Here is a 19,510-nt window from a genome sequence, read left to right as displayed (position 1 = left end):
CGGGCCGGGCTCGCCGCGCGCGAACCCGGCCCGGTGGCGACGACTGCGCTCAGCTGACCTTGACCCGGACCGGGATGCCGGCTTCGAGGTGGTAGGGATAGGCGAGGCTGGCCGCGTTCCGCGCCAGCGCCAGGTAACCGCGGCTGGACAGGTACGCGACCGGCGTGCCGACCGGACCGGCGTCGGCGAAGGTCTCGCTCAGCGGCAGCTCGAACGGCAGCACGTCGTCCAGCACGATCTTGAGCTTGGTGCCGTACCCGATCCCGTTCTTCTCCAGGTCCACCCGGTGGATGTTGGTCCAGATGTTGCCGAACGGGTGGTCGATGTTGGTGACCTCGCCGAGCAGGTCGCCCTGCTTGTCCTTGGTCGCCTTCTTCCGGTCGAAGCGGACGATCTCGTCGTCGGCCAGCGGGCGGCCGACCTCGTTCAGCGGGAAGCCGGCGGCCAGGTGACCGGAGGGCACCGCCACCATTTCGCGGCTGTAGAAGGTCGGCTCGGGGGCCTCCGGGATGACCTTGGTCGAGGACACCTCGTACGCCTCGAGGTACCCGTGTTCCTCGATCACGGAGGTGAGCAGGCCGTTGTTGGGCGCGATGTAGATGTAGGAGCCCTCGGCGCGCTGGTAACCGGCGCCCGCGCCGGCCCACTGGCCACGCGCGCCGCCCTTGGCGGCCTGCTTGATCCGCAGCGCCACCGAACGCGTGGAGGTGCCGGTGGCCGGGTAGGTGGTGGTGGCGAACACCGTGCCCTCGGGGAAGAAGCGCGGCAGGTCGACGATGTAGCGCGCGCCCTCCACCACGTCCCACGGCGTCATCGTGTGGCAGACGTCGACGATGGTCACGTCGGGGCAGGCGCTCATCATCAGGCCCTTGCACTGCGCCACCGAATCGTCGGTGATGCCGAGGTCGCTCATGAAGGCGATGATCGGTCGGGTGCCGTTTCCGGAGGCCATAACGAAATCTCCTTGCTGTGGTGGAGAACTCCCGTGGAAAACGCTCGGCCGACACTAATCACGCGGCTGTCCGGATGGCTGTTCCCCGGCGCACAAAGGGACGGACGTTGCACGCGGGCAGGCGGATGGTAACAGCGGGCGTTGCGTCCTTCAGTGGATTCTCCGCGACCGCGGCAGGGCGCAGAATCCATTCCGGTATCGGGAATCCACCGCGGGGAGTTGACATGATCATTCTTTTCTTCGGGGACATCGTCGGCGAGGAGGCCACCGAATACCTGCTCAAGCGGCTCCAGCAACTGCGCGACCACCACCGGGTCGACCTGGTGATCGCCAACGCGGAGAACTGCGCGCCCAACGGGCTCGGCATGACCGCGTGGCAGGCGGAAGCGCTGCTGGCCAACGGGGTGGACGTGATCACCGGCGGGAACCACTCCTGGGACAGCCCGGAATCGGTGCGGGCACTGGACAATCCGTTCGTGTTGCGGCCGCTCAACCTGGCGCCGGGCGTGCCCGGCCACGGTTCGCTGATCCTGGAGGTGGAAGACGAACTGGTGACGGTGGTCAACCTGGCCGACGCGTGCTCGATGAAGTCGGTGCGCGCGGTACAGGGGAAGTGGACGCCCGCGTACGCGGCCTGGGAAGCGGCCGAACGGGCCGGCACGGTGATCGTGGACTACCACGGGGATCACGTGCTGGAGAAGCAGATCTTCGCCAGGGCCGTCGACGGTGAGGCGGCCGCGGTGCTCGGCACGCACACCCACGAGGCCACGCTGCCGCTGCACGTGCTGCCCGGCGGGACCGCGTTGGTCACCGACGTGGGCATGACCGGGCCGACCGGCGGGGTGCAGGGTTTCGGTTACGACATCTTCGTCGCCGGGCTGCGCAGCACCGGGAACCCGTTCGAACTCGGCATCCCGCGCCCGATCTCCGGCCCGATCGAGCTGGGCGCGGTGCTGCTGGAGGTCGACGGCGGGAAAACCCTGAACATGCAACGGATCTCGTGATGGCCGTCGTCGACCTCTCGGTGGTGCTCGCCGAGGACCTGCCGTGCTACTGGTCCACCCACCAGCCGTACCAGCACAAGACGTGGAACTGGTTCACCACGGTGCGCGGGCAGATCGGCGACGTGCACAGCCGTGGCGGGCCGTACGCGACCAAGTGGCTGGCGCTGGACGAGCACACCGGCACGCACCTGGACGCGCCCTGTCATTTCGTGCCACCGCCGGGAAGCGGCCTGCCGGACGCGGGCCCGGCGGGCGCGATCACCGTCGCCGAGGTGCCGCCGGAGCAGTTGATGGGCCCGGCCGCGGTGATCGACGCCCGACCGGCGGGCGAAGAACCGGGGGTGAGCCCGTTGATCGGGCCCGAGGCCGTGCTTTCGTGGGAACGGGAGCACGGCCCGCTTTCGGCCGGGGACATCGTGTTGTTCCGGACCGGCTGGGACCGCCACTACGTGCCGGGTGAGGCGGGCGCCGAGTACGTGCACAACGTGGTGGTCACCCAGCGCAGCCCGGGGTGGCCCGCGCCCGGGGTGCCGGCGGTGGAACTGTTGCTGGAGCGCGGAATCCGGTGTGTAGGCATCGACGCCCCGTCGATGGGCCCGGCTCACGACGCCCGTCCGGTACACGTCACCGGCCTGCGCACCGGCGCGGTCTACATCGAATGCCTCACCGCTCTCGACCGCCTCCCGGCCCGGGGCGCGTGGTTCTGCTTCCTGCCCTTGCGGGTGGCGGGCGGGACCGGGGCACCGGGCCGGGCCATCGCCATCGTGTACGACTGATCGTCCCGCCCGCGGACACGAAGGTGGCTTCGGCGGCCCGAAGCCACCTTCGTGTCCCCCGGTCAGTAGCGGTAGGAGTCCGGTTTGTACGGTCCTTCCACCGCGACACCGATGTAGTCCGCCTGCCGCCGGGTCAGGCGGCTCAGCTTCGCCCCCAGCGCGGGCAGGTGCAGCCGCGCCACCTTCTCGTCCAGGTGCTTCGGCAGCGTGTACACGCCCACCGGGTACTCGGCGGTCTTGGTGAACAGTTCGATCTGCGCGATCACCTGGTTCGCGAAGCTGTTGCTCATCACGAACGACGGGTGCCCGGTCGCGTTCCCGAGGTTGAGCAGCCTGCCCTCCGACAGCACGAGGATCGCGTGCCCGTCCGGGAACACCCACTTGTCGACCTGCGGCTTGACGGTGACCCGCCGGATCCCGGGAACGCGCGCCAGCCCGGCCATGTCGATCTCGTTGTCGAAGTGACCGATGTTGCCCACGATCGCCTGGTGCTTCATCCGCGCCATCGCGCCCGCGCTGATCACGTCGACGTTCCCGGTGGCGGTGACGAAGATGTCCGCCTGCCCGACCACATCGTCCAAAGTGGTCACCTGGTAGCCGTCCATCGCCGCCTGCAGCGCGCAGATCGGGTCCACCTCGACCACCACCACCCGCGCGCCCTGCCCCCGCAGCGACTCCGCGCAGCCCTTGCCGACGTCCCCGTACCCGCACACCACCGCGACCTTGCCGCCGATCAGCACGTCGGTGCCGCGGTTGATGCCGTCGACCAGTGAGTGGCGGCAGCCGTACCTGTTGTCGAACTTCGACTTGGTCACCGAGTCGTTGACGTTGATCGCCGGGAAGCGCAGGGTGCCCGCCTCGGCCATCTGGTTGAGCCGGTGCACCCCGGTGGTGGTCTCCTCGGTCACCCCGCGGATCCCGCCGGCGATACCGGTCCACTTCGCCGGGTCCGCGGCCAGCGAGGCCCGCAGCAGTTCCAGCACCACGGCGAACTCCTCGGACTCCGCCTCGGCCGGGTCGGGCACCTTGCCCGCCTTCTCGAACTCGGCGCCCTGGTGCACCAGCATGGTCGCGTCACCACCGTCGTCGAGCACCATGTTCGGCCCCTCGCCGGGCCAGGTGAACGCCTGTTCCGCGGCCCACCAGTACTCCCGCAGGGTCTCGCCCTTCCAGGCGAACACCGGCACCCCGGCCGGTGCGCGCTCGGTGCCGCCGGGCCCGACCACCACGGCCGCGGCGGCGTGGTCCTGCGTGGAGAAGATGTTGCACGAGGCCCAGCGCACCGCGGCGCCGAGCGCGACCAGCGTTTCGATCAGCACGGCGGTCTGCACGGTCATGTGCAGCGAGCCGGTGATCCGCGCGCCGGTCAGCGGTTTCGCGGTGGCGAACTCCTCGCGGATCGCCATCAGCCCCGGCATCTCGTGCTCGGCGAGCTCGATCTCCTTCCGGCCGAACTCGGCCAGCGAAAGATCCGCTACTCGGTAGGGGAAGTCAGAGGACACGGCGGACTCCGTTCCGGGGGTTCCAGGGGCGGCCAACTTGGCGCCACCGTAGGCAGTCCGCCCGCCCGCCGAACAGCACCGGCGCCCAGGTTGAGCAGAAGGGCGCATCCCGCGCTGCGCCCATCCGAGCATGTCCGGGCCGGATTTTCCTTGCTAGCCTCGATGAACATGACGCAGAGTGCAGAAGTCGGCATCATCGGGGGCAGCGGCCTGTACGCGCTCGAACTGCTCTCCCGCCCGCGCACCGTGGAGCTGTCCACGCCGTTCGGCCCGCCCAGCGGCGAGGTCGTGCTCGGCGAACTGGCCGGTCGCGAGGTCGCTTTCCTGCCACGCCACGGGAAAGGTCACCGGCTGACCCCCTCCGAGGTGCCCTACGCGGCGAACGTCCACGCGCTGAAATCGCTGGGGGTCACCGAAATCCTCAGCGTCAGCGCGGTCGGCAGCCTGCGCGAGGAACTGCGCCCCGGCGACCTCGTGGTGCCCGGTCAGCTCACCGACCTCACCCGCGGCATCCGCCGCTCGTCCTTCTTCGGCGACGGCGTGGTCGCCCACCTGCCCTTCGCCGACCCGTACTGCGAACGGCTGCGCCCGCACCTGGTCAAGGCAGCCCGGATGGTCGGCGTCACCGTGCACGACGCCGCGACCTACGTCTGCATCGAGGGGCCGCACTTCTCCACCCGCGCGGAGTCGGCGCTCTACCGCACCTGGGGCATGGACGTGATCGGCATGACCGCCGCGACCGAGGCCAAGCTGGCCAGGGAGGCGGGGATCTGCCTCGCCCCGCTCGCGCTGGTGACCGACTACGACTGCTGGCGCGACGGCGAGGCGGCGGTCACCGCGGGCGCGGTCGCCGAGACCATGCGCCGCAACATCTCCGCCGCGCAGGCCGCGGTCAGCCGGTTCCTGGACCACGCCCCGCGCGCCGAAACCTGCGACTGCCACGACGCGCTGGCACACGCCATCATGTCGGACACCTCGGCGCTACCGGCGGAAACCCGGGAACGGCTGGAGCTGATCGCCGGGAAGTACCTCGGCTAGACCGGGCGGAGCGCACGCACCTGTTCGAACGGGTCGCCGCCGGTGGGCAGCAACGCGATCACCGGCGTGGTCAGCCCGTTGTCCACATAGGACTGGACGCGGTCGCGGCAGGCTTCCGGGCTGCCGTGCACGATCAGCTCGTCGACCACCTCGTCCGGGATGGCGGCGTTGGCCGCCTTCCGGTCGCCCGCCGCCCATGCCCGGTGCATCGGGGCGAGGATCTCCTCGCGGCCCAGCCAGTCGTGGAACTTCGCGTACACCGGCACGGTCAGGTAGCTGCTGATGAGCAGGCGGCCGAGACCACGCGCGGCGTCGGCGTCCTCGGTGGGGCAGACGAAGATGCGCGCGGCCAGTTCCGGCTCCTGGCCGAGCACCGAGCGCACCTTCGGCACGTCCGACGGCGCGAGCCAGTTCGTGATCGCACCGTCCGCCTCCTTCGCGGCCAGTTTGAGCATGCCGGGCCGCAGTGCGGCGAGCATGATCGGCGGCGCGGGATCCGGGATGCGCTCCAGCCGGAACTTGCTGACCGAGAACGTCGGGTACTTCTCGGTCACCTTCTCCCCCGCCAGCGCGGCCCGCAGGAAGCGCAGCGTGTCGCGGGTCCTGGCGAACGGCTCGTCGAACTCGGCGGCGTTCCAGCCTTCCACGATCACCGGCGACGAGGTGCCGATGCCGAGCACGAACCGGCCCGGCGCGCATTCGGCCAGCGTCGCCGCGCTCATCGCGAGCAGGCCGGGACCCCGCGTGTACACCGGCACGATCGCCGTGCCCAGCCGCAGCGAAGGCGCCCACTGGGAAGCCAGCAGCAGCGGGGAGAACGCGTCGGTTCCCGCGGTTTCGGCGGACCAGGCATCGGTGTACCCCAGGTCCGGCAGTTCCCGCACCAGTTCCCGGTGCGCGGCGAGCGGTACGCCGGTGAACGGGATGGTGATGCCCCAGCGCTTCACGCGTTGTCCTCCTGTCGGTGGGCTTCGAGTTCCCGGTGCAGCCAGCCGACCTGCAGGCGCAGCAGGTTCTCGGCGACGTCCTCGGTCTGCGGGGTCATGTGCGTCGCCCCCGCCAGCGGCAGGAACGTGTGCGGCCGTCCGGCGGCCAGCAGCGCCGAAGACAACCGGAGCGTGTGCGCCACGAACACGTTGTCGTCGGCCAGTCCGTGCACCAGCAGCAACGCGCGTCGCAGCGCACCGGCGTCGGCGATCAGCGAGTTCCGCTCGTAGCACTCCGCGTCCTGCTGCGGGGTGCCCAGGTAGCGCTCGGTGTAGTGCGTGTCGTACAGCGACCAGTCGGTGACCGGCGCGCCCGCGACCGCCGCGTGGAACACGTCCGGCCGCCGGAGCACCGCCAGCGCGGAGAGGTACCCGCCGTAGGACCAGCCGCGGATGCCCACCCGGCCCAGGTCCAGCGCGGGGTGCTCGGCCGCCGCCGCGAGCAGCGCGTCGACCTGGTCGGCCAGGGTGACCTCGGCGAGTTCCCCGGCGATCTCCTTCTCCCAGGCCGGCCCGCGCCCCGGCGTGCCGCGGCCGTCCGCGACCAGCACGGCGAAGCCCTGGTCCGCCAGCCACTGCGGGCTCAGGAAGGCGTTGCGGCTCTGCAGCACGCGCTGCGCGTGCGGCCCGCCGTACGGGTCGAGCAGCACCGGCAGCTTGCCCTGCTCCGGCCGGTAGCCGGTGGGCAGCAACAGGGCCGCGCGCAGCCCGCGCTCGCCGAGGGTGAGCCAGCTCAGGTTCGGCTCCAGCCCGGGGTCCACTGTGGACGAGACCACCTTGGCCACCGGCTGCGCGTCGGCCAGCACGGTCACCTCGGGGCCGCTGTGCTCCAGGCTCCACGAGGACAGCACGGTGACCGCGGCCGAACCGGCGCCGATGTGCACACCGTCCGAAAGGGACAGCCGCTCCACCCGGTCGCCGCTGGTGCGGAACACGTGGATCTGCGTCGGGTCCCCGGCCGAGGCGCTGAACAGCACCTCGTCACCGACGTGCAGCACCGAGCGCACCTGAACCCCCGGCTCGGTGACCGCGCGGTTGTCCACGAACAGGCGGTAGGTGTCCTCGGAGACCCCCACCCGCACCAGCTTGCCGTCGGTGGTCCACGCCGGGGAGCCCGGCACCAGCTCCACCCAGTGCTCGTCGGTCTCGGCGTGCAGCAGGAAGGTCGAGCCGTCGCGCACGTCCACCGAGCGGATCTCCAGGCGGCGCTGGTCACGCGGCTGCACCGCGATCAGCGGCGGGCCGCCCGCCGACCAGTGCACCGCGGCGAGGTACTCCCAGTCCCCGCGCTCGACGTCGACCCGGCTGCCGTCCAGCCCGATCACCGCCAGCGAAACGTCCACATTGGCCGATCCGGCGGCCGGGTAGGACACCGTGTGCGCGTCCGCCTCCGGGTGCGCCGGATCGGCGATGGTCCAGGTCGGCACCGCGTGCCCGTCGCTGCGCTCGACCAGCAGCCGGTCCCCCTCCGGCGACCACCAGTACCCCCGCGCGCGGCCCATCTCCTCGGCCGCGATGAACTCGGCGAGCCCCCAGGCCACGTGCTCGCCCGGCTCGTCGACCAGCACGCGGTCCTCGCCGGTGGCCGGTTCGACCACGCGCAGCCGCCGGTCGCGCACGTAGGCGACGTGCGTGCCACCGGGGTTCGGCCGGGGATCGATCACCGCGGTGTCCACCAGCGTGGTGATCGCGCCGGTGGCGAGGTCCACCGTGTGCAGCTTGCCGGACAGGCTGAAGGTCGCCAGCCGGAAGGCCGCGTCCACCGCGTAGCCGACCACGCCGCCGGAGGTCTCGCGGCTGCGCTCGCGGCGGACCCGCTCCTCGGGCGGCAGGTCCTCCTCACCGGGCAGCAGCTGTGCCGCGTCGACCACCTTGGTCTCGGTGCCGGTACCGAGGTCGAGGTGCCACAGGCTGTTCCGGCGGTCGACACCGGACTCGGCGCGCAGGAACAGCACCCCGCTCCCGTCCGGCGAGATGCGGAACTCCTTCGGCGCGCCCAGGGTGAACCGCTGGGTGCGGGCCTGCTTCCGGAGAAAGGAGACGTCGTCACTCACGGGCAGCAACTCTGTCAGACGCGCCAGCGGTTTGGCTACGGAAGCGCTTTCGCCGCGTCCAGTTCGGCCAGCTGGGCGGCCACGTCGTAGCCGGGGTCGGGGTAACCGGGCGCCATCTCGCGCAGGGTTTCCAGCAGCAGCCCGGCGACCGCCCAGTTGCGGTACCACTTGCGGTCGGCGGGCACCACGTACCACGGCGCGGCGGCGGTGGAGGTCTGCCGCAGCACCCCGCGGTAGGCGCGCTGGTAGTCGTGCCAGCGCTCGCGGGCGGCCAGGTCGTCCGGGGTGTACTTCCAGCGCTTGGCCGGGTCGAGCAGGCGGGCCCGCAGGCGGCGCAGCTGCTCCTCCGGGGAGATGTGCAGGAACACCTTGAGGACCGTGGTGCCGGCGTCGGCCAGTTCGCGTTCGAAGGCGTTGATCTCGCGGTAGCGCTGCTTCAGCTCCGCCCCGGCGAGCTGCCCGAGCACGCGCGGCACCAGCACGTCCTCGTAGTGGGAGCGGTCGAACACGCCGATCTGCCCGGCGGCGGGCGCCACCTTGCGCACGCGCCAGAGGAAGTGGTGGCGCCGCTCGGCCGCGGTCGGCTTCTTGAACGCCTGGTACCGCACGCCCTGGGGGTTCACCATGCCGAGCACGTGGCGGACGGTGCCGCCCTTGCCGGAGGTGTCCATGCCCTGCAGCACCAGCAGCACGCTGCGCTCGCCCTCGGCGAAGAGGCGCTCCTGGAGGTCGTCGAGCTCGGCGCCGAGCGCGGGCAGTTCCTCGAGCGACTTGCTCTTCTTGCTGGGCCCGGCCGGGCGGTCGCCGGGGTCGGGCAAGTCACGGCTGGTCGCCCGGAACACGTCACGCACGGTCATCCCGCGACCCTAGCGGCCCGATCGGAAGTCTGCCCGAGGTCTCGGCGGCCCAGCTTCCCGCTGGCCGCGCGGCCGGAAGACCCGAGTACAACGCCCGGTACGAGGGTCTCCCGGCCGCACGCCCAGCGAAAACCTGGATCCACCGAATACCCCGGGCGGACCCCCGATCGAGCCGCTAGAACAGTGATCCCCTGCGCGCATCGGTGGTCACCCACCCCGCTTCACAACGATTCGTGGCCGAGGCCGGGCAACTGCGCAACGAACGCCGGGCAGAAGCAATGATTTCCGGATGAAGGTTCCGCGAGCAGGACCTAACCTGATCGCATGACGACCTCCGCCGCCGAATACGTGGCCCTCGACGAGCACTGGGGCACGCACAACTACCACCCCCTGCCCGTGGTCATCGCCGAGGGCGAAGGCGCCTGGGTCACCGACGTCGAGGGCAAGCGCTACCTCGACTTCCTGGCCGGTTACTCCGCGCTCAACTTCGGCCACCGGCACCCGGCGCTGGTCGCCGCGGCCACCGAGCAGCTGAACCGGGTCACGCTCACCTCCCGCGCCTTCCACCACGACCAGCTCGGCCTGTTCTGCCGCGAGCTGGCCGAGCTGACCGGCACCGAGATGGTGCTGCCGATGAACTCCGGCGCCGAGGCGGTCGAGTCCGCGGTCAAGCTCGCCCGCAAGTGGGCCTACCAGGTCAAGGGCGTGCCGGACGGGCAGGCGGAGATCGTCGTGGCCGGGTCGAACTTCCACGGCCGCACCACCACCATCGTCTCCTTCTCCACCGACGAGACCGCGCGCGCCGACTTCGGCCCGTTCACCCCCGGGTTCGTCACCGTGCCCTACGGCGACGCCGAGGCGCTGCGCGCGGCGATCGGCCCGCGGACCGCGGCCGTGCTGCTCGAACCGATCCAGGGCGAGGCCGGGGTGATCGTGCCGCCGGAGGGTTACCTGGCCGAGGCGCGGCGGCTGTGCGACGAGACCGGCACGCTGATGATCGCCGACGAGATCCAGTCCGGCCTGGCGCGCACCGGCACCCTGCTGGCGCTGGAGCACGAAGGCGTCCGCGCCGACGTGTACACCCTGGGCAAGGCGCTCGGCGGCGGCATCCTCCCGGTGTCGGCGGTAGTGGGCTCACGTGACGTGCTCGGCGTGCTGCGCCCGGGTGAGCACGGCTCCACTTTCGGCGGCAACCCGCTCGCCTGCGCGGTGGGCCGCGGCGTGGTCCGGTTGCTGGCCACCGGCGAGTTCCAGCAGCGCTCCAAGGACCTGGGCGCGCACCTGCACGAGCGGCTGGCGAAGCTGGTCGGCAACGGCCTGTCCGCGGTGCGCGGGCGCGGCCTGTGGGCCGGGGTCGACATCGCGCCCGGCGGCCCGACCGGCCGGGAGGCCTCGCAGGCCCTGGCCGGGCTCGGCGTGCTGTGCAAGGAAACCCACGGCCACACCCTCCGCCTGGCGCCGCCACTGGTGATCGAACAGGACGAATTGGACAGTGGGGTGGAAGCACTCGCCGAGGTGATCGGCGCGCGGTAGGCGGGGTCTGGTTAGCACTCGCCGAGGTGATCGGCGCGCGCTAGGCGGAATCTGGTTAGCTCCCTCCAAGCGAGGGCGGAGGGAGCCGTAAAAATGGTCAGTGGGCGGCGCGAGGCGGCGGAACTGCGAGTGGTCCAGGATCCGGACGAGGTCCGGGCCGAGGGCAAGGCCCTGCGCGAGGCGACACCGGCCGCCGCGCACGATCACGAGGCGGCTGGGGCCCGGCGGCCCGGCGTGCTGGAGTTCATCGAATCCAGCAACGCCGGGCGCTTGCCGTCGCTGGTGCCGCTGCGGATGGGCCGGATGGTCTCGTCGCCGTTCTCGTTCTTCCGCGGCGCGGCCGGGCTGATGGCCGCCGACCTCGCCGACGCGCCGAAGAGCGGTCTGATCGCCCAGATCTGCGGTGACGCGCACGCGGCGAACTTCGGCCTGTACGGCACGCCGGACGGCGAGATCGTGATGGACATCAACGACTTCGACGAGACCGTGCCGGGCCCGTGGGAGTGGGACGTCAAGCGGCTGGCCACCAGCCTGGTGCTGGCCGGCCGCGAGGGCGGGGTGTCGGAGTCGAAGTGCCTCGAAGCCGCCGAGGACGTGGTGAAGTCCTACCGGCGGACCGTGCGGAACCTGGCCGAGTTGCCGTTCATGCAGTCGTGGAACGCGCTGCCCAACGCGGCCGCGCTGAGCCGGGTCAAGGCCGACGAGCTGATCGACGACTTCGCCGAGGCGGCCGCGAAGGCCCGCAAGAACACCAGCGCCAAGGTGGTGGCGAAGTGGACCCGGGAGAACCGGTTCGTCACCGAACCGCCGGTGCTGACCAGGGTGGACGACGCCACCGCCGACGCGGTCACCGGCGGCTTGGTGTCCTATGTGGACACGCTGCGCGAGTCGCGGCGGAACCTGATCACCCGGTTCGGGGTGTCCGATGTGGCCTTCCGGGTGGTCGGCACCGGCAGCGTCGGCCTGCGCAGCTACGTGGTGCTGCTGCGCGGCAACACCGATGAATCGCTGGTGCTCCAGGTCAAGGAGGCCCGTCCGTCCTCTTTGGAGCCCTACCTGGACTGCCCGCCGGCCGAGCACGAGGGCAAGCGCATCGTGCACGGCGCGCGGCTGGTGCAGGCGGAGACCGACATCCTGCTCGGCTGGACCACGATCGAGGGCCGCTCGTACATCGTGCGCCAGTTCCGCAACATGAAGGGCGACATCGACCCGACCGCGCTCAAGGGCAACCACCTCGACGACTACGGCCGCCTGGCCGGCGCGCTGCTCGCCCGCGCGCACGTGCGGTCCATCGACCCGCGGCTGCTCGCCGGGTACTTCGACGAGGACGAGGCGATGGACGAGGCGGTGGGCCGGTACGCGGTGCGCTACGCCGACCAAACCGAGGCGGACCACGCGGAACTGGCCGCCGCCGTGGCCGACGGGCGCGTCGAAGCCGAGATCGAAGCCGACGACTGAGGACCCTGCTAAGGTCCCGGTGTCCTAGGCCACTGATCCGGGAAGTCGATGTCAGACAGCGAGAAGTCGCCGAAGTACCACCAGATCACGAACAGCATCCGCGCCCGGATCATCTCCGGTGAGCTGCCCGCCGGGGAGAGCGTGCCCTCCGAGCGGCAGCTCTGCCAGGAGTGGGGCGTCGCGCGCCCGACCGCGGCGGACGCGCTGCGCCTGCTGCGGCACCAGGGTTACGTGGAGAGCAGGCACGGCTCGGGCACCTTCGTGCGCGCCGACCTGCCCGGCGCCCACGGCAAGCGCTTCGCCCCCTCGCGCACCATCGACGTGAGCTTCCCCGCCGACGCCGGGCTCGAAGTGCTCGTCGCCGAGGAGGCCGCCGTGCCGCCGCACGTGGCGGACGCGTTCGGCACCCCGGACGGCAGCCGCGGGGTCCGGCGCCAGGTGCTGGTCAGCGACCCCGGCGGCACCCCGGCCGAACTGCGCACCTCGTGGTTCGGCGGCGACCTCACCGAGCGGGCGCCGGACCTGCTGGACAAGGCACTCGCCCCGGCCGCGGTGGACGAGTACGTCACCGACCGGGCCGGGCACCGGCCCTCCTTCGGCCGCGACCAGGTCCAGGCGCGGCTGGCCACCGCCGCCGAGCGCAAGCGGCTCCAGCTGCCCGGTGCCTCGGCCGTGCTCGAACAGCACCTGGTCGTCTTCGACGCCGAGGGCAGCGCGTTCCGCTTCGACGAGTCGGTCTTCCCCGCCGAGGTGTGGAAGCTGCTGCATCCCTACCCGCTCTCCTGACCCGGTTCCCGAAGTGGACTATGCCACTCTAGACCACGGGTGGCCCAGTCCACAAGTCAGCGCACGCGGTCGACCCGGCCCTCGGTCCACACCGGCTCGTCCACCTCGCTGACCTCGCCCGACGCCGCGAACAACACGTACCGGTCGAACGAGCGCGCGAACCACCGGTCGTGCGTCACCGCGACCACCGTGCCGGTGAACTCGGCGAGCGCCTCCTGCAGCGCCTCCGCCGAGATCAGGTCCAGGTTGTCGGTCGGCTCGTCGAGCAGCAGCAGGGTGGCCCCGCCCAGTTCCAGCAGCAGCACCTGGAACCGCGCCTGCTGCCCGCCGGAGAGCGTTTCGAACCGCTGGTCCCCGGCGGCGGCCAGGCCGTAGCGGCTGAGCGCGGCCATCGCCGTGCCGCGGTCCACCCCCGGCCTGCTGTCGTCCCCGCGCCACAGCAGCTCGACCAGGGTCTGGCCGAGCCACTCCGGGTGCTGGTGCGTCTGCGCGAACAGGCCGGGCACCACGCGTGCGCCGAGGCGGCACTTCCCGGTGTGCGCCACGCCCTCGTCGCCGCCGAGCAGGCGCAGGAAGTGGCTCTTGCCCGACCCGTTCGACCCCAGCACGCACACCCGGTCGCCGAAGAACACCTCCAGGTCGAACGGGCGCATCAGCCCGGTCAGCTCCAGCTCCTCGCAGGTGATCGCGCGCAGGCCGGTCCGGCCGCCGCGCAGGCGGGGCTTGACCTTCTGCTCCTTGGGCGGCAGCGGCGGCGCGCCCGCCTCCTCGAACTTCCGCAGCCGCGTCTGCGCGGCCCGGTAGCGCGAGGCCATCTCGTCGCTCATCGACGCGGCGCGCTGCAGCGAGCGCACCAGCTCGATCAGCTGCTCGTGCTTGTCGTCCCAGCGCCGCCGCAGCTCGGCCATCCGCTCCCAGCGGGCGAGGCGGGCCTCGTGCCAGCGGCCGAACCCGCCGCCGTGCACCCAGGTCGTACCGCCTTCGAGGGTGACGATGTGGGTGGCCGCCGCGGCCAGCAGCTCGCGGTCGTGGCTGACCAGCAGCACCGCCTTGGGCGTCTCGGCCAGCCGGTCCTCCAGCCAGCGCTTGCCGGGCACGTCGAGGTAGTTGTCCGGCTCGTCGAGCAGCAGCACCTGCTCCGGCCCGCGCAGCAGCGCTTCGAGCACCAGCCGCTTCTGCTCACCACCGGAGAGCGTGCGCACCTCGCGGAACCGCGCGCGGTCGTACGGCACGCCGAGCGCGGCGACGGTCACCGTGTCCCACAGGACCTCGGCCGCGTACCCGCCCGCTTCGCCCCACGCCGAGAGCGCCTCGGCGTACCGCATCTGGGTGGCTTCGTCGTCGGTGTCCATCAGCAGCAGTTCGACCGCGTCGAGTTCGGCGGCGGCCGCGCGCAACGCCGACGGCGCCACCGCGAGCAGCAGGTCGCGGACCGCGCGCTCGTCCCGCACCGAGCCGATGAACTGCGGCATCACCGCGAACCCGCCCTGCGACCGCACCGCGCCCGAGAGCGGGGTCAGCTCACCGCCGAGCAACCGCAGCAGCGTGGTCTTGCCCGCCCCGTTGTCCCCGACCAGCGCGGTGACGTGGTCCGGGCCGACGCGGAACGACACGTCTTCGAACAGCTGCCTGCCGTCGCTGAGCCGGTAGGACAGCGCGCTCGCTTCGAGATAACCCACGCCCGCATGGTGTCCGACCACCGGCGTGCCCGCGACCGAATATCCTCGGCGGTATCGAACGGGCGACGAAGGTCAGGAGCGGGGTCACGCTGGGCACGGCGCTGGCCGGTTTCGCCGTGTTCTGCTTGCTGGGCCTGCTCTTCGCCGGTGACCGCGGATTCTCCACACCGGACGCCCGTATCGCCGCGGCGGTGGAGAACACCCTGGGCGGCAACGAGTTCCTGTTGCGCCTGCTGGTGCTGCCCACCGAGCCGTACGTCCTGCTGCCCGCGCTGGTGCTGCTCGCGATCGCCTGCGCGGTCCGCCGCCACTGGACCGGCCTGGCGCTGACCGCGGCGGCGCCGTCGATCGCGGTGATGCTGTCGAGCTGGGTGCTCAAACCGTGGTTCGGCCGGTACTACGACGACCACCTCGCCTACCCGAGCGGGCACACGGTGAGCCTGGTCACCACGCTCGCCGTGGTGGTGCTGCTGGTGCGTGCCGCGCGCACGGCGCTGCTGGTGGCGCTGGCCGGGCTCGTGCTGACCGCCGGTGCCGGGATCGGCATGATCGGCCTGCACTACCACTACGCCACCGACGTGGCCGGGGGCGCCGGGCTCTCGGTGGCGGTGGTGCCGGTGGTGGCCGCGCTGGTCACGACCGCGGCGCGGTACTGGCGTCCCGCGCGAGCGCGGTCAGCCGGCTCACCGCCCGCAGGTACTTCTTCCGGTACCCGCCCTGGAGCATCTCCTCGGTGAACAACGCCGACAGCGGTTCCCCCGAGGCCATCACCGGGATCGCGCTGTCGTAGAGCCGGTCGGCGAAGGCGACCAACCGCAGGGCGACGTTCTGGTCCGGGGCGGCGAACACCCCGCGCAGGTGCACCATCGGCACCCCGCGCACCAGCCTGCCGTACCGCGAGGGGTGCAGTTTCGCCAGGTAGTCGCACAGCTCGCCGAACTCGTCCACAGTGGACTCGGGAACCGCGGCCGCCGACGCGTCCAGCTCGGCGTCCGAAGCGGGCGGCGGGGCATCGGGCAGGCCGCGGTGGCGGTAGTCGGGGCCGTCCACGCGCACCACGCCGAACCGCGCGGACAGCGACTGGATCTCGCGGAGGAAGTCGTCGGCGGCGAACCGGCCCTCCCCCAGCTTGTCCGGCAGCGTGTTCGAGGTGGCCGCGACGAACACCCCGGCGTCGGTGAGCTCCCGCAGCAGCCGGGTGACCAGCATGGTGTCGCCGGGATCGTCCAGTTCGAACTCGTCGATGGTGAGCAGCCGGTGCGCGGACAGCCGCCGCACCGCCTCGGCGAAGCCCAGCGCGCCGACCAGGTGGGTCAGCTCGACGAAGGTGGCGTACGCCTTGGGCGAGGGCGAGTCGTGCCAGATCGAGGCGAGCAGGTGGGTCTTGCCGACGCCGAATCCGCCGTCCAGGTACAGCCCCGGCTTGCCCGGCTCGGCCCCGCCGTCCCCGCCGAACAGCGTGCGCCACTTCGACTTCTTCGCCTTGCCCGCGGCGGTCACCCTGGCCGCGAACGCCGAGCAGTCGCGCACCGCGGCCGCCTGGCTCGGCTCGTCGGGGTTCGGCACGTAGGTCTCGAAGCGGACGCCGTCGAACCGCGGCGGCGGGACCAGCGAGCCGATCAGCTCCTCCGCGCCCAGCTGGGGGTCGCGCTCGATCAGGCGTGGGGGCATGCGGGCGAGCGTAACCCGTGCTGGGATGGGGGTGTGCAACAGCTCTGGCCCCCGAACGGCTCCCGAAGCGACCTGTCCGCGGCCGAACTCGAACAGCTCTACGGGTACCCCGAAGAGCTGTCGAAACCCTGGGTGCAGGTCAACTTCGTGGCTTCGGCCGACGGCGCGGTCACCGTGGCGGACCGGTCGGAGGGGTTGTCCCATCCGGCGGACAAGCACATCTTCGGGCTGGGGCGCGCGCTGTGTGATGTTGTTCTCGTCGGCGCGGGCACGGTCATCGCGGAGAACTACCGCGGGGCGCGGGTGAGCGCGGAACGCATCGAAGCGCGGAAGCGGCGCGGGCAGGCCGAGATCCCGCCGATCGCGGTGGTCACCGCGCGGTGCACGATCGAACCGGATTCGGCGTTGTTCACCGACGCGAAGGTCCCGCCGATCATCCTGACCACCGAGGGCGCGCCCCGCGCCCGCCGGGAGGCGCTCGCCGACGCGGGCGCCGAGGTGATCATCGCCGGGCCGCTGACCGTGGAGCTGACCACCGCGCTCGCCGAACTCGACCGGCGCGGGCTGCGCCGGGTCAACTGCGAGGGCGGGCCGCACCTGTTCGGCGGGCTGGTCTCCGAGGACCTGGTCGACCAGCTGTGCCTGACCGTGGCGCCGCTGCTGGCAGGCGGCGGCGCCGGGCGCATCGCCGAGGGGCGCGAAACGCTGGTGCCGCGGAAGCTGGCGCTGGCCTCGATCCTGCACGAGGACGGGTTAACCATGTTCCGGTACCGGCGCCGGTGAGCATGACCGAGGAGCAGAGACCGGACCAGACGCTGCTGGCCAGAGCCGCCGGCGGTGATCCGCACGCCTTCGACCAGCTGGTCCGGCGCCACACCCCGCGGATGTACCGGGTGGCGCTGCGGATCACCGGCAACAGCGCCGAGGCCGAGGACGTGGTGCAGGACGCCTGGATCTCGGCCTGGCGCGGGCTGTCCGGGTTCCGCGCGGAGTCGGCGGTGTCCACCTGGCTGTACCGCGTGGTCACCAACGCGGCGCTGGCCTACGTGCGCCGCCGCAAGCCGACCGTGTCGCTGGACGCCGGGGACGGCACCGACGGCGGGTACCAGTTCGCCGACCTCCACGCGAACCCCGAGGGCCAGGTCGTCCGCGCCGAGCAGGTGGACGCCACGCTGCGCGCGATCGCCGACCTCGACGTCAGCCAGCGCGTGCCGCTGGTGCTGCGCGAACTGGAGGGGCTGAGCTACGAGGAGGTGGCCGAGGTGCTGGAAGTCAGCGTCCCCGCCTTGCGTTCCCGGTTGCACCGCGCGAGGGTGGCCCTGCTCGCGAAACTCAAGGAGCTGCGATGAGCACGGCACCGGCCGAGGACCCCCGGCAGGACCCGGACTGGCACCTCGTCCGCGCGGCGGCCCGCACCACCGTGCCGACCCCGCCGGGCCTGGTCGACCGGGTGCTGCGCTCGGTGCGCGGGCTGCGCGGTGGTTCCGCCGAGTTCGAGTACGACCAGGAGGGCGGCAAGCTCCGCGTCACCGAGCAGGTGCTGGTGTTGCTCGCCAGGCGGATCGCGGCCGAACTCGGCGAGCGCATCGGCGGGCTGCACGTGGCCGCGGTGGCGCTCGAACGCGAAGGCCTGGAAGTGCTCACCACCGTCCGGTACGGCGTGCCCGCCGACGAAGCGGCCGAAGCGCTGCGCGCCGGGCTGGCCCGCGCGCTCGCGGCCGAACTCGGCGAAGCGGTCCCCACGGTGAACGTGCACGTGGTGGACGTCCACCTGGACTGATCCGCGCCTCGCTCACCCGATCGGGGGACGTTGCGGAATGGCGCCGCGCCCGCACCCATCGTACGAATAGCGAACAACGGTTGGGAAAGGAGCGGTATTCACATGGCGCAGACCAGCGCGACGAACTCGGGCACCACCCCGGCACTGCGGACGGGGTCCACCCCGGTGCTCAACGAGGACGGAGCTCAGGGCAAGACCACCATCGCCTCGGCCGTGGTGCAGAAGGTGGCCGGGATCGCCGCCCGCGAGGTGTCCGGGGTGCACGCGCTCGGCGGCGGGGTCTCCCGCGCGTTCGGCGCGATCAAGGAGCGCATCCCCGGTTCGGGCACGGTCACCACCGCCGGGGTGTCGGTGGAGGTCGGCGAGAAGCAGACCGCGGTCGACCTCGACGTGGTGGTCGAGTACGGGGCGCGGATCGTGGACGTGGCGCGCGCGGTGCGGCGCAACGTGATCAGCACGGTCGAGCAGATCACCGGGCTCGAGGTGATCGAGGTGAACATCGCGGTCAACGACATCCACCTGCCCGAGGACGACGACACCGAGGAAAGCACCTCGCGGGTCGAGTGATGAGCACCGCTGGATCCGGAACCGGCCGGCCGGACGCGCTGGCCGACGAGATCGCGAGCGCGGTGCTCGCGCATCCGTCGGTGGTCCGGCTGGCCGGGGGTGCGGTCACCTACCTGCCCGGCCGTCGGGTGGTCGGCGTGCGCACCGGCGGGCCGGGGATCGAGGTCGCCGTGGTGCTCCGGCTCGACGGCCCGCTGCCCGGCGTCGGCGCCGAACTGCGCGAGCGGGTGCGCCGGATCGCCGGCGACGTGCCGGTCGACATCGAGATCACCGACGTCACCCTTACCCAAGGAGCAAAGGAAGAATGAACGCTACGCAGACCGGAATCCTCGCGGGGCTGGTGCTGGGCCTCGCGGCGAGCCAGAGCTTCACCGCCTTTCTCGTCACGCTCGCGGTCGGCGTGATCGGCCTGGTGGTCGGCCGGGTCCTCGACGGTGAGCTGGACCTCGGCGACATGTTCGGCAAGGGCCGGGACCGGTGACCGCACTCGACGTGCGACCGGCCGCCACCCTGGCCGAACCCGAGGAGCGCGGCACGCTGAGCATCGACCACTCGGTGGTGCGCAAGGTGGCCCAGCGCGCCGCCGACCAGGTGGCGGGCACGGCCAGGGTGGAGCGCAAGGTGGCCGGGCTCGGCCTGGGCAGCCACGGCGCCGGCGCGAAGGTGGCCGGCCGGGACAACGACGTGGACCTGGCGCTCGACCTGGCCCTGCACTACCCGGCCCCGGTCCGCACCGTGGTCGGCGAGGTGCGGGAGCGGGTGACCAGGGAGGTCGAGCACATCACCTCGTACCGGGTGCGCTCGCTGGCGGTGACGGTTTCCGCGCTGCTGCCGGAAACCCAGCCCAGGGTGCGATAGGAGGAGTTC

General features: G+C 71.8%; 21 protein-coding genes. 14 read left to right on the top strand and 7 right to left on the bottom strand.

What is annotated here, in order from left to right:
• Positions 1-49: 49 nt before the first annotated feature.
• Positions 50-952 carry an adenosyl-fluoride synthase gene (locus tag JYK18_RS28395; protein ID WP_206806508.1) on the bottom strand — a complete coding sequence of 301 codons (903 nt, stop codon included), beginning with the start codon at positions 950-952 and terminating at the stop codon, positions 50-52.
• 224 nt (positions 953-1,176) lie between these two features.
• Here JYK18_RS28395 and JYK18_RS28390 point away from each other — a divergent pair, with 224 nt between their 5' ends.
• Complete coding sequence (locus JYK18_RS28390; RefSeq protein WP_206806507.1) at positions 1,177-1,956, top strand: YmdB family metallophosphoesterase; 780 nt, start codon at positions 1,177-1,179, stop codon at positions 1,954-1,956.
• On the top strand, positions 1,956-2,732 hold the full coding sequence (locus JYK18_RS28385) for a cyclase family protein (protein ID WP_206806506.1): 777 nt from the start codon (positions 1,956-1,958) through the stop codon (positions 2,730-2,732). Before JYK18_RS28390 ends, JYK18_RS28385 begins: the two co-directional genes overlap by 1 nt.
• Before the next feature lie 62 nt (positions 2,733-2,794).
• On the opposite strand, the gene ahcY is transcribed toward JYK18_RS28385, so the two are convergent.
• Positions 2,795-4,234, bottom strand: coding sequence for an adenosylhomocysteinase (gene ahcY / locus JYK18_RS28380; protein WP_307796103.1), 1,440 nt, complete (start codon positions 4,232-4,234; stop codon positions 2,795-2,797).
• A 168-nt stretch (positions 4,235-4,402) separates the two neighbouring features.
• On the opposite strand from ahcY, the gene mtnP reads away from it, so the two are divergent.
• Complete coding sequence (gene mtnP / locus JYK18_RS28375; RefSeq protein ID WP_206806504.1) at positions 4,403-5,272, top strand: S-methyl-5'-thioadenosine phosphorylase; 870 nt, start codon at positions 4,403-4,405, stop codon at positions 5,270-5,272.
• Here mtnP and JYK18_RS28370 read toward each other — a convergent pair.
• Genes JYK18_RS28370 through JYK18_RS28360 form a run of 3 tightly spaced genes read right to left on the bottom strand, consistent with a single transcriptional unit; the run spans position 5,269 to position 9,169 of the window.
• Positions 5,269-6,219 carry an LLM class F420-dependent oxidoreductase gene (locus tag JYK18_RS28370; protein WP_206806503.1) on the bottom strand — a complete coding sequence of 317 codons (951 nt, stop codon included), beginning with the start codon at positions 6,217-6,219 and terminating at the stop codon, positions 5,269-5,271. The genes mtnP and JYK18_RS28370 overlap by 4 nt on opposite strands.
• Positions 6,216-8,312 carry a S9 family peptidase gene (locus JYK18_RS28365; RefSeq protein WP_206806502.1) on the bottom strand — a complete coding sequence of 699 codons (2,097 nt, stop codon included), beginning with the start codon at positions 8,310-8,312 and terminating at the stop codon, positions 6,216-6,218. The genes JYK18_RS28370 and JYK18_RS28365 overlap by 4 nt, the downstream gene beginning before the upstream one ends.
• A 35-nt stretch (positions 8,313-8,347) precedes the next feature.
• Complete coding sequence (locus JYK18_RS28360; protein ID WP_206806501.1) at positions 8,348-9,169, bottom strand: PPK2 family polyphosphate kinase; 822 nt, start codon at positions 9,167-9,169, stop codon at positions 8,348-8,350.
• 324 nt (positions 9,170-9,493) lie between these two features.
• Here JYK18_RS28360 and rocD point away from each other — a divergent pair, with 324 nt between their 5' ends.
• The 3 genes from rocD (at position 9,494) to JYK18_RS28345 (ending at position 12,946) form a co-directional block, all read left to right on the top strand.
• Positions 9,494-10,702 carry an ornithine--oxo-acid transaminase gene (gene rocD / locus JYK18_RS28355; protein WP_206806500.1) on the top strand — a complete coding sequence of 403 codons (1,209 nt, stop codon included), beginning with the start codon at positions 9,494-9,496 and terminating at the stop codon, positions 10,700-10,702.
• A gap of 93 nt (positions 10,703-10,795) precedes the next feature.
• Positions 10,796-12,160, top strand: coding sequence for a DUF2252 domain-containing protein (locus tag JYK18_RS28350; RefSeq protein WP_206806499.1), 1,365 nt, complete (start codon positions 10,796-10,798; stop codon positions 12,158-12,160).
• A gap of 48 nt (positions 12,161-12,208) precedes the next feature.
• Positions 12,209-12,946, top strand: coding sequence for a GntR family transcriptional regulator (locus tag JYK18_RS28345; protein ID WP_206806498.1), 738 nt, complete (start codon positions 12,209-12,211; stop codon positions 12,944-12,946).
• 56 nt (positions 12,947-13,002) lie between these two features.
• Here the strand turns inward: JYK18_RS28345 and JYK18_RS28340 are convergent, their stop codons facing one another.
• Complete coding sequence (locus JYK18_RS28340; RefSeq protein WP_206806497.1) at positions 13,003-14,625, bottom strand: ABC-F family ATP-binding cassette domain-containing protein; 1,623 nt, start codon at positions 14,623-14,625, stop codon at positions 13,003-13,005.
• Positions 14,626-14,741: 116 nt separating this feature from the next.
• Here JYK18_RS28340 and JYK18_RS28335 point away from each other — a divergent pair, with 116 nt between their 5' ends.
• Positions 14,742-15,362 carry a phosphatase PAP2 family protein gene (locus tag JYK18_RS28335; RefSeq protein ID WP_307796102.1) on the top strand — a complete coding sequence of 207 codons (621 nt, stop codon included), beginning with the start codon at positions 14,742-14,744 and terminating at the stop codon, positions 15,360-15,362.
• On the opposite strand, the gene zapE is transcribed toward JYK18_RS28335, so the two are convergent.
• A complete protein-coding gene (gene zapE, locus JYK18_RS28330; RefSeq protein ID WP_206806496.1) occupies positions 15,259-16,296 on the bottom strand; it encodes a cell division protein ZapE in 1,038 nt (345 codons plus the stop codon). The two genes, JYK18_RS28335 and zapE, sit on opposite strands and share 104 nt — an antisense overlap.
• Before the next feature lie 33 nt (positions 16,297-16,329).
• On the opposite strand from zapE, the gene JYK18_RS28325 reads away from it, so the two are divergent.
• The 7 genes from JYK18_RS28325 to JYK18_RS28295 all read left to right on the top strand — a co-directional run bounded on the left by JYK18_RS28325 (position 16,330) and on the right by JYK18_RS28295 (position 19,501).
• Positions 16,330-17,079: a pyrimidine reductase family protein gene (locus tag JYK18_RS28325; protein WP_206806495.1), complete on the top strand. Its 750-nt coding sequence runs from the start codon at positions 16,330-16,332 to the stop codon at positions 17,077-17,079.
• A 2-nt stretch (positions 17,080-17,081) separates the two neighbouring features.
• Entirely contained in the window at positions 17,082-17,645 is a 564-nt protein-coding gene (locus tag JYK18_RS28320) for an RNA polymerase sigma factor (protein ID WP_206806494.1), read from the top strand.
• Positions 17,642-18,076 (top strand): hypothetical protein, encoded by a 435-nt coding sequence (locus JYK18_RS28315; RefSeq protein WP_206806493.1) that lies wholly within the window; start codon positions 17,642-17,644, stop codon positions 18,074-18,076. Before JYK18_RS28320 ends, JYK18_RS28315 begins: the two co-directional genes overlap by 4 nt.
• A gap of 102 nt (positions 18,077-18,178) precedes the next feature.
• Positions 18,179-18,643 carry an Asp23/Gls24 family envelope stress response protein gene (locus tag JYK18_RS28310; protein WP_206806492.1) on the top strand — a complete coding sequence of 155 codons (465 nt, stop codon included), beginning with the start codon at positions 18,179-18,181 and terminating at the stop codon, positions 18,641-18,643.
• The gene (locus JYK18_RS28305; RefSeq protein WP_206806491.1) at positions 18,643-18,951 is read left to right on the top strand and encodes a hypothetical protein; all 309 of its coding nucleotides are present in this window, start codon (positions 18,643-18,645) and stop codon (positions 18,949-18,951) included. The genes JYK18_RS28310 and JYK18_RS28305 overlap by 1 nt, the downstream gene beginning before the upstream one ends.
• The gene (locus JYK18_RS28300; RefSeq protein ID WP_113692709.1) at positions 18,948-19,124 is read left to right on the top strand and encodes a hypothetical protein; all 177 of its coding nucleotides are present in this window, start codon (positions 18,948-18,950) and stop codon (positions 19,122-19,124) included. The genes JYK18_RS28305 and JYK18_RS28300 overlap by 4 nt, the downstream gene beginning before the upstream one ends.
• The gene (locus tag JYK18_RS28295; protein ID WP_307796101.1) at positions 19,121-19,501 is read left to right on the top strand and encodes an Asp23/Gls24 family envelope stress response protein; all 381 of its coding nucleotides are present in this window, start codon (positions 19,121-19,123) and stop codon (positions 19,499-19,501) included. Before JYK18_RS28300 ends, JYK18_RS28295 begins: the two co-directional genes overlap by 4 nt.
• Positions 19,502-19,510: the final 9 nt, after the last annotated feature.

Source organism: Amycolatopsis sp. 195334CR (genome assembly GCF_017309385.1).
Taxonomy (GTDB): Bacteria; Actinomycetota; Actinomycetes; order Mycobacteriales; family Pseudonocardiaceae; genus Amycolatopsis.
This window is presented reverse-complemented; position numbering and strand designations above follow the sequence as displayed.

What these genes read in the sequence shown, in the direction of transcription:
- JYK18_RS28320 (WP_206806494.1), top strand. Translation starts at nt 17,082, where the DNA reads ATGACCGAGGAGCAGAGACCGGACCAGACGCTGCTGGCCAGAGCCGCC.
- JYK18_RS28390 (WP_206806507.1), top strand. Translation starts at nt 1,177, where the DNA reads ATGATCATTCTTTTCTTCGGGGACATCGTCGGCGAGGAGGCCACCGAA.
- JYK18_RS28350 (WP_206806499.1), top strand. Translation starts at nt 10,796, where the DNA reads ATGGTCAGTGGGCGGCGCGAGGCGGCGGAACTGCGAGTGGTCCAGGAT.
- JYK18_RS28310 (WP_206806492.1), top strand. Translation starts at nt 18,179, where the DNA reads ATGGCGCAGACCAGCGCGACGAACTCGGGCACCACCCCGGCACTGCGG.
- rocD (WP_206806500.1), top strand. Translation starts at nt 9,494, where the DNA reads ATGACGACCTCCGCCGCCGAATACGTGGCCCTCGACGAGCACTGGGGC.
- zapE (WP_206806496.1), bottom strand. Translation starts at nt 16,296, where the DNA reads ATGCCCCCACGCCTGATCGAGCGCGACCCCCAGCTGGGCGCGGAGGAG.
- JYK18_RS28360 (WP_206806501.1), bottom strand. Translation starts at nt 9,169, where the DNA reads ATGACCGTGCGTGACGTGTTCCGGGCGACCAGCCGTGACTTGCCCGAC.
- JYK18_RS28305 (WP_206806491.1), top strand. Translation starts at nt 18,643, where the DNA reads ATGAGCACCGCTGGATCCGGAACCGGCCGGCCGGACGCGCTGGCCGAC.
- JYK18_RS28395 (WP_206806508.1), bottom strand. Translation starts at nt 952, where the DNA reads ATGGCCTCCGGAAACGGCACCCGACCGATCATCGCCTTCATGAGCGAC.
- JYK18_RS28345 (WP_206806498.1), top strand. Translation starts at nt 12,209, where the DNA reads ATGTCAGACAGCGAGAAGTCGCCGAAGTACCACCAGATCACGAACAGC.
- JYK18_RS28315 (WP_206806493.1), top strand. Translation starts at nt 17,642, where the DNA reads ATGAGCACGGCACCGGCCGAGGACCCCCGGCAGGACCCGGACTGGCAC.
- JYK18_RS28300 (WP_113692709.1), top strand. Translation starts at nt 18,948, where the DNA reads ATGAACGCTACGCAGACCGGAATCCTCGCGGGGCTGGTGCTGGGCCTC.
- mtnP (WP_206806504.1), top strand. Translation starts at nt 4,403, where the DNA reads ATGACGCAGAGTGCAGAAGTCGGCATCATCGGGGGCAGCGGCCTGTAC.
- JYK18_RS28385 (WP_206806506.1), top strand. Translation starts at nt 1,956, where the DNA reads ATGGCCGTCGTCGACCTCTCGGTGGTGCTCGCCGAGGACCTGCCGTGC.